The 12648-nt window shown below is 61.7% G+C and carries 10 protein-coding genes; 1 reads left to right on the top strand and 9 read right to left on the bottom strand.

What is annotated here, in order from left to right; translation table 11 throughout:
* Nucleotides 1-27: 27 nt before the first annotated feature.
* From Q7C20_RS18945 to Q7C20_RS18925, 5 genes are all read right to left on the bottom strand, one after another.
* Complete coding sequence (locus Q7C20_RS18945) at nucleotides 28-1443, bottom strand: PIG-L deacetylase family protein (protein WP_375069441.1); 1416 nt, start codon at nucleotides 1441-1443, stop codon at nucleotides 28-30.
* Nucleotides 1440-2336 (bottom strand): antimicrobial resistance protein Mig-14, encoded by an 897-nt coding sequence (locus Q7C20_RS18940; protein WP_375069439.1) that lies wholly within the window; start codon nucleotides 2334-2336, stop codon nucleotides 1440-1442. The genes Q7C20_RS18945 and Q7C20_RS18940 overlap by 4 nt, the downstream gene beginning before the upstream one ends.
* Nucleotides 2336-3466, bottom strand: a complete 1131-nt coding sequence (locus tag Q7C20_RS18935) for a glycosyltransferase (RefSeq protein WP_375069438.1) — start codon at nucleotides 3464-3466, stop codon at nucleotides 2336-2338. The genes Q7C20_RS18940 and Q7C20_RS18935 overlap by 1 nt, the downstream gene beginning before the upstream one ends.
* On the bottom strand, nucleotides 3450-5207 hold the full coding sequence (locus Q7C20_RS18930) for a carbamoyltransferase (protein ID WP_375069436.1): 1758 nt from the start codon (nucleotides 5205-5207) through the stop codon (nucleotides 3450-3452). The genes Q7C20_RS18935 and Q7C20_RS18930 overlap by 17 nt, the downstream gene beginning before the upstream one ends.
* 132 nt (nucleotides 5208-5339) lie before the next feature.
* Nucleotides 5340-5678: a YceK/YidQ family lipoprotein gene (locus tag Q7C20_RS18925; protein WP_375069434.1), complete on the bottom strand. Its 339-nt coding sequence runs from the start codon at nucleotides 5676-5678 to the stop codon at nucleotides 5340-5342.
* 183 nt (nucleotides 5679-5861) lie between these two features.
* Between Q7C20_RS18925 and Q7C20_RS18920 the strand changes: the two genes are divergently transcribed.
* Nucleotides 5862-7943 carry a TonB-dependent receptor family protein gene (locus Q7C20_RS18920; protein ID WP_375069432.1) on the top strand — a complete coding sequence of 694 codons (2082 nt, stop codon included), beginning with the start codon at nucleotides 5862-5864 and terminating at the stop codon, nucleotides 7941-7943.
* Here the strand turns inward: Q7C20_RS18920 and Q7C20_RS18915 are convergent, their stop codons facing one another.
* The 4 genes from Q7C20_RS18915 to Q7C20_RS18900 are packed head-to-tail and all read right to left on the bottom strand — an operon-like array spanning nucleotide 7944 to nucleotide 12355.
* The gene (locus Q7C20_RS18915; protein WP_375069430.1) at nucleotides 7944-8870 is read right to left on the bottom strand and encodes an ABC transporter permease; all 927 of its coding nucleotides are present in this window, start codon (nucleotides 8868-8870) and stop codon (nucleotides 7944-7946) included. It abuts the gene before it with no gap.
* Nucleotides 8867-9859, bottom strand: coding sequence for an ABC transporter permease (locus tag Q7C20_RS18910; protein ID WP_375069428.1), 993 nt, complete (start codon nucleotides 9857-9859; stop codon nucleotides 8867-8869). Before Q7C20_RS18910 ends, Q7C20_RS18915 begins: the two co-directional genes overlap by 4 nt.
* Complete coding sequence (locus Q7C20_RS18905) at nucleotides 9846-11369, bottom strand: sugar ABC transporter ATP-binding protein (RefSeq protein WP_375069426.1); 1524 nt, start codon at nucleotides 11367-11369, stop codon at nucleotides 9846-9848. Before Q7C20_RS18905 ends, Q7C20_RS18910 begins: the two co-directional genes overlap by 14 nt.
* Entirely contained in the window at nucleotides 11369-12355 is a 987-nt protein-coding gene (locus Q7C20_RS18900; RefSeq protein ID WP_375069424.1) for a sugar ABC transporter substrate-binding protein, read from the bottom strand. Before Q7C20_RS18900 ends, Q7C20_RS18905 begins: the two co-directional genes overlap by 1 nt.
* Nucleotides 12356-12648 lie beyond the last annotated feature (293 nt).

Genomic DNA, 12648 nt, shown 5'->3' with positions numbered 1-12648 from the left:
GAGCGCTCTTCGCTCCATCACGTTACGTTACTTATGATTGATGAACCAAAAAAGCTCATGGCGCCGGATGGCTTTGCGGAAGAACTCGTTCTCTCCCCAGGGCGAGACGGCTCTGCCTGCCAACAGGCGCTGAATGACACGCCGAACGCGCCGTTTGAACGGCATCCTCGGCTGCAAGTCATGCATCATGCCAAGCGACATCGCCTTGTCACACTGCTGCTCTTGAGATACCGGCAGGCAATAAGGCTGCAAAGTGTACGTTGAATCAAAGCATGGCGGCAAAGCGATACCAGCGCCCGAATCGCCCATCGGCCAGCGGTCATTGTCATGCAAATGGTTGGCGTAACCCAGCAACGTGGTCGGCTGCCATTCGAGCCCCTGCAATGCTTCCAACACGGCTTGCTGAGCGCAGATATGGTCAGGGTGCGGATCCAGCACCGCATGAGGCAGCACGATAACCTCCGGACGCGCCATCAACAGCACCGCGCGAAGATCAGCCAGCAGGTTGTTCCAGGTCGGTCGACCGTCAGCATCGGCAGGCAACGTGAACGGGTTGAACTGGCGAAACACACGAATATCATCCAGGTCGGCTTCCCGGGACGCTACCGCCCGGTCAGGCTCGGCCTTCATCGCCGCCAGCTGCAGGCAAAAATACCCCAACTGCACGCAATGCTCCTGCGCCACCCCGGCCCAACGCGGCACGGCAATGCTGTCCCAGGCACGCAAGCGGCCCTTGAGCCGCGCCGCCGCAGGCTTGTTCAGGCCCATGTGCTGATAGTGTTCGGCTTCAATTTCGCCAGCCGTCAACGTCACGACCCAGGGTTGCGTCGCCTGGCAGTAGAGACCAAAGGCTGCCAACTCGGCGTCGTCGGCGTGGGGGGCAATCACCATCACCCGCTGCCGGCGCACGTCGGGTTGGCGGAAGACTGATAAAACCGGCGAGCCCTGCACGCGGCAGAAGCGACTGCGCAGCAGCAACTGCCCATCGAGAAGCGCTTGCGCTTGGCCGGTCAGGTTCAGGTAGCGCAAGCCATTCACGCCGCGCTCGAACACCTGACGGTCACCGTCGGGCAAGGCAATGAACGGATCGATAAAGCGGCCCAGCCAATTGCTCTTGAGGCGCAGCGCCAGGATCAGCGTTTCATCGCCGGCCAGCTTTAAAGGCTGGCTGAGCACCAGGCGACCCTGCTCCAGGCTGACTTCAGGCTGCTCGGTGTCCGCCGCAAATTGATACTGATAGTCGTCTTTGGGCGAGTAGAAAAGGTGATCGGCAAACCACGCTTCATGCGCCACCCAGGCCAGCACCGCCAGCACCAGCGGCAACCACCAGGCCACGAGCACACCCACGGCCACCAACAGCAACAACCCAACCAGCAGGCTGATGCGTTTATGGCGGCGATGACGCTTTAGCAGCGCCTGCTTGCGGCTCACGGACTCACTCATGTTTTGAATACCGGCACGGGGTTGCACCAACGGTCCTTGTATTCACGGTCGGCGCGGCCAAACGAAAACCGCAGCGGCTTGCCGACTGCCCGCGCCTGTTCCCAGGCACTTTGTGTGTTGAGGAAACTCAGCACGCTGCCTGGGCTGAACGCGCGCGTTTCGGGGTCAACACCGCCGTTGATGTACTCAACGCTGACCCACTGCGGCGCTTCAACGCGGTACACCAACTGGATGGCAATCGGCGCATCGTTAAGGAAAATCACCGAACCGATCAGCCATTCGCGCAATAACTCGATGACCTGCGCCATGTGCTCGGCGCCGGTGGCGGCAAAACCCCAGCGGCGCTGGAACAGATCGCAGTAGATCGCCGCCAGCTCAGCGCTGGAAAATTCCTGCACCGTACGCACCACGCCACCGGCTTCCTCGAGCAGACGCAGCTCACGGCGCTGGTTGTAGCGAAATTTTTTCGACAGCTCTTCAGGGCTGCGCGCCATGGCCAACTGTTCGGCCTGCAGCTTGATACCGGCAAACCGGCCTTCATTCAGCGCCGACAAGTAACGGCCGCGATGGCGCAGCGGAACCTGGGCGTCGGCAGCGGCGGGCAGGATCAGCTCGGCATTGCCCAGGTCAAACAAGCCTTTCTTGCCCTGACGCTTGAGCACGTCCTTGGACAAAGCCAGATCCTGGCCCCAGGTGGCGATGCTCGCCTTAAGTTCGCCGCCCTGCTCCCACGCCAGATAGCGCACGGGGATTTCAGCCAGCCCGGCCAGCCGCTCAACCACCTGCGGATGGGTCGCCACACTGCCACCAAAACGCTGCCAGGCAGCGCTGTAGGTGCAGGCATCAACGACGGACCAGCCACGCTCGCGCCAGCCTTGGAATCGATTGAGCATCAAGCCCTCGCGGTCAGTTCGATGACGTGAGGCAACTGCCAGAACGTCGCGCGTACCGCCTGATCCGAGAACCGCGCGTGCAGGCGCTCCAGCATCATTTCGGCACATTGCTGGTGCTGTTGACGGTCCATCGCCGCCAGGTGCCGAAGCCCTTGGCCCAGGTGGTCGGCATCGCCGAAGGGAAACAGGATCCCCACACCGTCAACCACTTCCCGGGCGCCACCGCAGGAGGTGGCCAGCAGCGGCACGCCAGCGGCCATGGCTTCGAGCAACACCATGCCAAACGGTTCATGGTCGGAACTCAACGCAAACACATCGAACGCACGGAAATACCGGCGCGCGTCCGGCACTTGGCCAAGGAACAGCACGCGGTCGGCAATATCCAGCTCGCGGGCCAGGGCCTTGAGGTCCTTTTCCAGGCGCCCGGTGCCGAGGATCGCCAGGCGACTCTGCGCCGGCAAATGCGCCAATGCACGGGCAAAGCCCTTGATCAGCGTGGCTTGGTCCTTGTCCGGGTGCAGGCGGCCGACGTTACCGACCACCCATTCATCCGGCGACAACCCCAAGGCGTCGCGCGCAGCTTCGGCCGGCACTTGCAGCGCTTGCATGGCCTCAACGTCGATGCGGTTATACAAGGTCTGGATGCGCGCCGCAGGCCAAGCCGGCAGGCAGCGACGCATGTCATCGCGCACCGCATCAGACACACCGAGCAGGCTCAGGCGCTTGCGAAAAATCGACGCGAACAGTTTGCGGGTGCCGCGCTTGTAGTCACCAAATGCGTGATGCACACCGATCACCGGCAGGCGCGTACCCAGCAGTGCGATATAGATCGGCTTGAAGCGGTGAGCGATGCAAAAACTGAAATTGCGCGATGCGGCAATCTTGCGCAGCTCACGGATGGCACCCAGCTTCAGGCCACGAATGGCCTTGGAGCTGAATTCCATGAACAACACTTCATCACTGGCACAACCGGCGGCGACATCGGGGTCGGCGACCCCGGTGAGAAACACCGTCGTCACCTTGTAGCCGGAGCCTGCGAACAGGCTCGCGTACTGTCGCGCGCAATCCAGAAACGGCCCGTCATAGCCGTGGCAGAACTGCAGGACGTGACGTTCAGCCGACCGTGTCATAAGGGTCCACGCCGTCTTTGACGACCAGGATGTCTTCCATGATCAGGTACTCGAGGTCCGAGCCGAAAAACATGTTCAGCGCGTCGGTTGGCGAGCAGATCATCGCTTCACCACGACGGTTGAGCGAGGTGTTCAGCGACACGCCGTTGCCGGTCAGCACTTCCAGCTCTTTCATCATGTCGTAGTAGCGCGGGTTGTATTCGCGCTTGAGCACCTGGGCGCGGGAGGTGCCATCTTCATGGACCACTTCCGGCACACGGGTTTTCCACTCTTCAGACACTTCAAAAGTGAAGGTCATGAACGGCGCCGGGTGATCGACCTTGATCATCAGCGGGGCCACGGTGTCGAGCATCGACGGGCAGAAAGGCCTCCAGCGCTCGCGGAACTTGATCTGGTGGTTGATGCGGTCAGCCACGCCGGTGGCGCTCGGGCAACCGATGATCGAACGACCGCCGAGGGCACGCGGGCCAAACTCCATGCGGCCCTGGAACCAGGCCACCGGGTTGCCGTCGACCATGATTTTGGCGATGCGCTTGGGCATGTTTTCGATCTGGCGCCACTTGGGCTTGCTCGCATGCTTGGCGCATGCGGCGATCACGTCTTCGTTGCTGTAGGACGGGCCGAGGTAGACGTGCTCCATCTTCTCCACCGGCACACCACGGGCGTGGGACACATAGGCCGCCGCGCCCACCGCAGTACCCGCATCACCGGACGCAGGCTGCACGAACAGTTCCTTCACGTCGTCACGGGCGATGATTTTCTGGTTCAGCTTCACGTTCAGCGCGCAACCGCCAGCGAAGGCCAGCTTGCCGGTGTCTTTGAGGATGTCGCCCAGGTAATGGTCGATCATCTGCAACGCCAGCTTCTCGAACAGCGCCTGCATGCTGGCCGCGTAGTGGATGTACGGCTCGTCGGCGATGTCGCCTTCGCGTTTTGGGCCCAGCCACTCGATCAGTTTTGGCGAGAAGTAGAAACCCTTGCCCTTCTCTTTGTAGCGGCGCAGGCCAATGACGTTGGCGTAGTCGGTGTTGATCACCAGCTCGCCGTTTTCAAAGGAGGCCAGGCGCGAGAAATCGTATTTGCTGGCATCGCCGTACGGCGCCATGCCCATGACCTTGAACTCGCCGTCGAGCATCTCGAAACCGAGGAACTCGGTGATCGCGCCGTAGAGGCCGCCGAGGGAGTCCGGATCGTAGAATTCCTTGATCTTGTGGATCTTGCCGTTTTCGCCGTAGCCGAAGAACGTGGTGGCGTACTCGCCCTTGCCGTCGATGCCCAGGATCGCGGTTTTTTCCTGGAAGCCCGAGCAGTGGTAAGCGCTGGAGGCGTGTGCCAGGTGGTGTTCAACCGGTTCGATCTTGATTTTCTTCGGATCGAAGCCCAGTTGCTCCAGGCACCAGACGATCTTGTTGCGGTAGCGCTTGTAGCGACGGTTGCCCATCAGGATCGCGTCGAGGGCGCGGTCCGGGGCGTACCAGTAACGCTTGGCGTAGTGCCAGCGCGCCTCGCCGAACAGGCTGATCGGGGCGAACGGGATCGCCACCACGTCAACGTCGGAAGGCTTGATACCGGCCTGTTCCAGGCAGAACTTCGCCGATTCGTAGGGCATGCGGTTCTTTGCATGTTTGTCGCGTACGAAGCGCTCTTCTTCGGCGGCCGCGATCAGCTTGCCGTCGATATACAGGGCTGCGGAAGGATCATGGCTAAGGGCGCCGGACAGGCCAAGAATCGTCAATGCCACAGGGGTCTAGCCTCTTTTAGTCTGCATGCAGGCGGGTCGCGCCTGAAAAAAGTGTGCTTCCCGCCTGGGCAGGAAACAGCTAAAGGGCGGGATTATAGCGTAAAAGCAGCAGGAAGCTGTTAGCCGCGAGGACTAGCGAAGTTCGATACTGCCGTCGACGTTTTGCCGGTAGATCGTGTAAGGCAGGATGAGCGTATCCAGAACGCCGGAGACAGGCACATCAATGAAAGCCCAGGGCACGCTGTTCAACGACACCCCGGTTGCGGAACTCGGCGGCGCATGCAGCACGCACAAGTCATAGGCGAGGCCACTGTAGACACGCGGAACAGACTGACAATAGGTTTTTTTCGCCTTGAGGCTTTGAACCGTGGCGTTGTCCGCTCGAAACACCGTGGTCACCGTACCGCAGCCGCCCATGACCAGAAAACCGCCCATCAAAGCCAGCAGGCCTGCCATTTTTGTTACTTTCATAGTTGCCTCGCCTCACGGGAAAGGCGCAAACCTAACACCCTGACCAGGCACCCACAGCTTCCAAGTACCCAAAACAGAGTAGGAACCTTCTTTTTCGGCAAAAGAACGGGAGTAACCGGTAAACTCGGTTTTTCCCCGCGTTGACGCCTGTCACCCGCGCAGTTCCTCTGATCCGGCTCCCCGATGAATACATCCGCAACCACCCCTCTGGCCCTGATGCTCTTAGGCTTGAGCTGTAACGCCCTGGCCGAAGAGGCCACGTTGACGCTCGACCCCAGCGTCGTCACCGGTTCGCGCAGCGCCAGCCCGACCTTCGACCTGCCCTACTCGGTCGACAGCATCAGCCATGAGCAAATCAGCGACGGCCAACTCGGCATCAACGCCTCCGAGGTCCTGTCCCGCGTGCCGGGCCTGGTGGTGCAAAACCGTCAGAATTACGCCCAGGACCTGCAGATCTCCTCCCGAGGCTTCGGCGCCCGCTCGGCGTTTGGCGTGCGCGGCATCAAGCTGATCGCCGACGGCATCCCCGCCAGCACCCCGGACGGCCAGGGCCAGGCCGCCACGTTCAACCTCGACACCGCCGAGCGCATCGAAGTGCTGCGCGGCCCGGCGGCCACGTTGTACGGCAGCAACGCTGGCGGGGTGATCCAGATGTTTTCCCGCGACGGCGAAGGCCCGCCGCGCATCGGCGCTGAAACGCTGGTGGGCAGTGATGGCTTGAACAAGAACCACCTGACCGCCGAAGGCTCGGCCAATGGCGCAGGTTTTGTGCTCGACGCCTCGCGCATGGACACCGACGGCTACCGCGACCACAGCAGCGCCCGCCGCGACCAGACGTTCGCCAAGCTCAACGTCCAGCCGGACGACGACAGCAAGTTGGCGCTGATCTACAGCAGCCTGGAGCAGAACGGCACTCAGGACCCGCTGGGGCAAACCTGGGCGGCGTACAAGGCCGACCCGCGCTCGGTGGCTCCGGCTGCGCTGACGTACAACACGCGAAAAAGCATCGATCATCAGCAACTGGGGATGAATTACGAGCGTTATTTCGGCGATGCGACGCTGCAGGTGAATGCGTACACGGGCCGACGGAGCGTGATTCAGTATCTGTCGATTCCAGGCGGCAGCCCAGCAGACAAGCGCGGCGGCGTGGTGGACTTCGACCGCACGTTCTACGGCGGCTCCCTTCACTGGCTGCAACCCATCACCAGCGCTCCCGGCGACCTGACCCTGATCACCGGCCTCGACTACGACCGCAGCAGTGATGATCGCCAAGGCTATTCCAACACCCTGAACGGCGTGCACGGTGTCAAAGGCGCCCTGGGCCGCGACGAAATCGACACCGCTACCAGCCTCGACCCGTTCGTACAAGCCAACTGGCTACTGGGCGACTGGACTCTGCAGGCCGGCCTGCGCCACAGCACCATGAAGATGGACGTGGATGACCACTTCCTCAGCGACGGTAACGACAGCGGCAACAAGACGTATCAGAAGAACACGCCGTCGGTCAGCGTCATGTACGCCTTCACGCCGGACCTGCATGGCTATGTAAGTGCAGGCAAAGGCTTCGAAACCCCGACCCAGGCCGAATCGGCGTATTCCAGCACCGTCAACGGCTTTAACTTTGCGCTCAAACCGTCAGTCAGCAAACAGTATGAAGTGGGGCTCAAGGCCAGGCTCGGCCAGGACACGCGCCTCAACGCCGCCGTGTTCCAGATCACCACCGAAGACGAGTTGGTGGTGCAGCAATCCAGCGGCGGTCGCACCACCTACCAAAACGCTGGCCGCACGTTACGGCGCGGCTTTGAACTGGGCGTCGAAAGCCAACTCAGCGAACAGTGGAGCACCCACCTCGCTTACACCCGCCTGCAAGCCACCTATGACAGCGACTTCGTCAGCGGCGGCAACACTCCAATCGACAAGGGCAACTACCTCCCCGGCGTCCCGCAAACCACGCTGTTCGCCGAACTCAACTGGAAGCCCCGCGACTGGGTCAGCACCGCCCTCGAAGGCCTGTACCGCAGCAAGGTCTACGTCGAAGACACCAACACCCAACACGCCGCCCCCGGCTACAGCGTGTTCAACTGGCGCGCGCGTTTCGAACAGAAGGTGGAGCACTGGACCTTCCACCAGACCCTGCGCCTGGATAACTTGCTGGACCGCCAGTACGTCGGCTCGGTGATCGTCGGCGACGGCAATGGGCGTTACTACGAAGCCGCGCCGGGCCGTTCGTGGTACGCCGGAGCAGGTGCCGAATACCAGTTTTGATCAAGCGCTCTCCAACACCCGGCGACTGGCAAAACTGAAGGTCAGCACCGCAAAAATCAGCACGCCGGTCGCCACCTGCTGCCAATAGAAATTCCAGCCGATCAGCAGCAAGCCGTTGGCAATCACGTTGATAAACAGCACGCCCAGCAAGGTCCCGGGAATATTCGCGCGACCTTGCCGGCTGAGGGTGGTGCCGATAAAGACCGCACCAATCGCGTTCAGCAAAAACGCGTTGCCGGACAGCGGCACGTAGGCGCTGACAGTTGCGCTGAGCAGCACGCCGGCCACGCCGCACGCCAAGGCCGTGGCCAATGCCACGACGGTGACAATGCGCCGCACCGACAACCCCGAGTAATACGCCAACAGCGGCTGCGTGCCCTGGGCCAGCAGTTCACGGCCCAGGCGCCCGCGCGCCAACGCCAGGCCGTAAAACACCGCCAAACCCACTACGATCAGCAACGGCGTCAGCCCGGCCAGCTCAGGCTCCAGGCCTTGGCTAATATAGATCGGCTGGCCGCCGTCCGAGAGCAATTGCTGGGCGCTGGTGCCAATAAACAAAGTGCCGAGGGTCGCCAAAAACGGGCTGATCCGCAGCCCGGCGATCAACCCGGCATTCACCGCGCCCACCAGCAGCGCGGCGGCCAATGCGCCGGTGGCAGCGAAGGCCCAGCCATGCCCGCCATTGAGCAGCACCACAAAGCTGAAACTGGCGAAATCCAGCGCTGTGCCCACCGACAAATCCATACCACCGGCCGCCACCGCGTAGGTCATGCCGATGGCGACAATCGCCAGCAATACGAAGTTATTCAGTACCAGGCTTTTGAGGTTGCCGGCACTCAAAAACCCCGGTGCCTGCACGGCAAACAGCACCACAATGACAGCAAACACCACAGGCAACGTCAGCGGCAGCAAGGCACGCAGGTTCATGAACTCGCCCCTTTATTCAATGCGCTGGAAGCCGCGACCACCAACAGGATCAACACGCCTTGCACGCCGTTGACCCAGAAACTCGAGACGTTAAGCAGTTGAAAACCATTGATCAGAAAACCGATCAACAAGGCCGCGAGCAAGGTGCCCTGAATGCTTGCCACCAGCCGCCGGGAAAACACCACACCCAAAAAAGCGATCGCCACCACCGACAGCAACATGTCGCCGGAACCGGTGGTGCTGCCGCTGAAAAACGCCGCCGAACACAGCGCGGCCACCGCCGCGCACAGGCCGGCCAACAGGTAACTCGACAGTACGTAGGCTGGCACGCGCAAACCCGCCGCCTCGGCTGCCTGTGGGTACTCGCCCACCGCTTGCAGGCGCAACCCGTAGGCCGAATGCTGGATCAACACGGTCAGCAACCCCGCCGTCACCAGCAGCACCCAGGCCAACGCGGGCACGCCCAGCCAAGCGCCACCGCTGAGCAGGTCGAGCACCGGCGAATCGGTGGACACCACGGTATTTTCCGTCAGCACCAGCTCCAAACCGGCCACTACATTCATGCTCGCCAGCGTCGCCAGCAGCGGCGGCAAACGCAGCACCACCACGGCCAGCCCGTTGAACAAACCCACCGCCAGGCCACACCCCAAGGTCAGCAGCAATGTCAGCCAGAGCTCCAGGCCCGCATTGTTGAGGCGGCTGAACACGGCGGCACACAGCCCGAGATTGGCCGCGAGCGAAAGGTCGAGGCCACCGGCGACCACGTTTGAGCCGCCGCCAATCATCACGCACGTCAGCCCGAAGGCCAGCACGCCGAGGATGGCCGACTGGCTGAACACATTCGCCAGGTTACCCACCGACAAAAAGTTCGGCGCCGTCATGGCAAACCCCAACAGGATCGCGAGGAATACGCCCACCGAACCTCGGCGCAGCACCAGCACCCACAGGCGTTGCGAAAACCCCGACGGGGCGACTTCAAGCATGTTCAACCTCCCGCACAAGCGCCGTCGAGACAGGCGCGGCGCCCGTGGCACAGGCCAGTAACTGATCGCTGTCAGCCTCGCCTGCGCGGAACTCGCCGGCGATTTCTCCGCGATGCAGCACCACAATGCGATCACTGATACCCAGCAATTCCGGCAGGTCCGAGGACAGCACCAGCACCGCCGCGCCCTCCTCCACCAGCCGCCCGATCAAGCGGTAAATCTCTACTTTGGCGCCGACATCCACACCCACACACGGCTCATCCAACAGGTACACGGCCGAGCGACGGCTCAACCATTTACCCAGGGCGACTTTCTGCTGGTTGCCACCACTGAGCTGGCTGACGGCGGCATGAGGACCGGGCGCCTTGATAGCCAACGCCTCGATCAAACGGGCACTTTCCGCCTGCTCCTTGTGGCGGCTCAACACGCCCCAGCGCGTGAACCGGGAGAGCCCCGCGAGTGTGAGGTTTTCCAGCACCGACAAAACGGGAGAAATGCCTTGTGTGCGGCGCTCCTCCGGCACCAGTGCTATCCCCGCAGCAATCGCCTGGCCGGGAGAACGCAGGCGCAACAAACGCCTTTCAAGATGAATGCTGCCGCTGTCAGGTTTTTCGACGCCAAACAGCGTCTTGAATAATGCCTTGGCCCCCGAGCCGACCAGCCCGGTAAGGCCGACGATTTCGCCGCGGCGCACGTCCAGGTCAATGCCGTGATAACGCCGCGCCAGGCTCAGCCCGCGCACCTGCAATAACGGTTCGCCAGGTTCGACTGCTGCCTTGGGGTACATCTCCTGCACTTCACGGTTGACCATCAGCCGCGCAATCTCGGCGCTGGAGGTGTGCCGAGGCTCCACCACCGCCACATCCCGGCCATTGCGCAACACGGTGACTTCATCGCACAGGCTGTCGATTTCCTGCAGGTAATGAGAGATGTAAAGGATCGACAAGCCCTCGCTGCGCAAGCGTTTGACGATGCGCAGCAACTGGTCGACCTCACGCTTGACCAGCGCCACGCTGGGTTCGTCGAACACCAGAATCTTCGGCTTGCGGATCAGCGCGCGAGTGATTTGCAGCACCTGGCGCTCGGCGCTGTTCAGCTCGCTCACCAGCGCGCCGGCAGGCAATTGCAGGTCAAAATATTCCACCAGCAAACGCTCGGCTTCACGCTGTTGGCGGCGCCGATCCACAAAGGGACCACGGCGCAACTCATGCCCGAAAAACAGCGCTTCGCCCACGGTGAAACTGGCGGGCAACAGACGCTCCTGATGAATGAACTGCACCCCCAGCCCGTCCACCTGGCGCGGCGACAGCGAGGCATAGGCCTGGCCGTCGATACTCACCTGCCCGGCATCAGCCTTGTGGATACCGGCGAGAATTTTGATCAAGGTCGACTTGCCCGCGCCGTTTTCACCGACCAGCCCGTGAATGGTGCCGCGCTCGACCTTGAGGCTTGCGTCATCCAGCGCCCGTGTGGCGCCAAAGCGTTTGTGCAGATGCTGCAGGTGCAACGCTGTCATCAGTCACCCCGCAATTGCTGAACCTGCGCCAGGTTGGCGGCGGTGGTCAGCAAGGTCGCCACATGGGTTTCCTTCGGCAAATCGCGCTGACCGGCAAGGTAGCGTGCGACGTTCTGCACGGCGGTTTTGCCGATCAACGCCGGTTGCTGCGCCACTACCGCGCCAACCGGCGAGTCCGCCTGGCCGAGCAGCGCCAGCACTTCCGGAGTGCCATCGACGCCGTAGGTTTTGATCTCGGTGCGCTTGGCATCGATCAACGCCTTGCTCGCGCCCAACTGCGGAATATCCCACGCCGACCAGATCGCCGAGACGCTGCCCTTCGGGTACTTGTTGAGCAAGGCCGATACTTGGGAATAGGCGTCCTGCACGGTGTTGGGGATCACATCACGCAGCTCGGGCTGGATGATTTCCAGTTGCGGATGGTCCTTGAGCGCGAGCTTTAACTGGTCGTAGCGGATTGCGCAGACGGGCACGCCGTAGAAGCCGTTGAACACCAGGATCTTGCCTTTGCCGCCAGCGTCCTTGATCAGTTGCTCGGCCAGTTCCTTGCCGGTGGCGACGTTGTCGGAGGTGGTGTTGTTGAGGCTGTATTGCGACGGGGCGTCGATGGTGAACAGCGGGATGCCGGCCTTGCTGATGCGCTTGAGCCAGGGGTCGATGACGCTGAGGGTGCCGAGGGTCTGGATGACGGCGTCGGGCTTTTGGGTGACGACGGTTTGCAGTTGGGTGACGAGGTTTTTGTCGTTACGCCCGGCGTCGAGGGTGATCGGTGTGCCACCCAGGCGTTTGATTTCGTCGACCTGGGCCTGGAAGGCTTTGATGTCGAAATAGTGACTGGTGCCGGTCATGCTGACGGCGATGCGTTTGCCGGCGAGTGAGGGGACGGTGGTGGTGTCTTCAGTGGCCTGAGAGAGGGTCGCGTGGCCCAGGAGCAGTGCAGCGCTTAGATAGATTAAACGGGAAAATTTGTTGGGGGTGGAGGGCATATGGGGCTCCGCTGGGCGACCTGGGGAAGGGGTTGGCCAGGGGTATTGCAGAGCTCGTGCCAGGATTTTTCTTTATACGAATCATGTAGATATAAACATTTTAGGATGGGCGGCATGTTGTAATTGTGTATGAACTGCTTGATTGCTGTTGTTCAGGCAACAGTTGTGGGGGCATATCCGTTGTTGCGTTATGGCGGCTTATGGTTCCGCTCTTACAGCCAGCCCTTTCAAGGTCTTTGGGAATCTGTCTGAAAGGGCGAACACTATCCCTGTGGCGAGCGGGCTTGCCCCGC

The sequence above is a fragment of the Pseudomonas sp. AMR01 genome, assembly GCF_041946035.1.
GTDB classification, from domain to species: domain Bacteria; phylum Pseudomonadota; class Gammaproteobacteria; order Pseudomonadales; family Pseudomonadaceae; genus Aquipseudomonas; species Aquipseudomonas antarctica_B.
The sequence above is the reverse complement of the archived record's forward strand: the minus strand, read 5'-3'. Positions and strand labels throughout refer to the sequence as shown.

Excerpts from the sequence above, each read along its gene's own strand:
- Q7C20_RS18945 (WP_375069441.1), bottom strand. The coding sequence starts at position 1,443 with ATGAGTGAGTCCGTGAGCCGCAAGCAGGCGCTGCTAAAGCGTCATCGC.
- Q7C20_RS18940 (WP_375069439.1), bottom strand. The coding sequence starts at position 2,336 with ATGCTCAATCGATTCCAAGGCTGGCGCGAGCGTGGCTGGTCCGTCGTT.
- Q7C20_RS18935 (WP_375069438.1), bottom strand. The coding sequence starts at position 3,466 with ATGACACGGTCGGCTGAACGTCACGTCCTGCAGTTCTGCCACGGCTAT.
- Q7C20_RS18925 (WP_375069434.1), bottom strand. The coding sequence starts at position 5,678 with ATGAAAGTAACAAAAATGGCAGGCCTGCTGGCTTTGATGGGCGGTTTT.
- Q7C20_RS18920 (WP_375069432.1), top strand. The coding sequence starts at position 5,862 with ATGAATACATCCGCAACCACCCCTCTGGCCCTGATGCTCTTAGGCTTG.
- Q7C20_RS18915 (WP_375069430.1), bottom strand. The coding sequence starts at position 8,870 with ATGAACCTGCGTGCCTTGCTGCCGCTGACGTTGCCTGTGGTGTTTGCT.
- Q7C20_RS18905 (WP_375069426.1), bottom strand. The coding sequence starts at position 11,369 with ATGACAGCGTTGCACCTGCAGCATCTGCACAAACGCTTTGGCGCCACA.
- Q7C20_RS18900 (WP_375069424.1), bottom strand. The coding sequence starts at position 12,355 with ATGCCCTCCACCCCCAACAAATTTTCCCGTTTAATCTATCTAAGCGCT.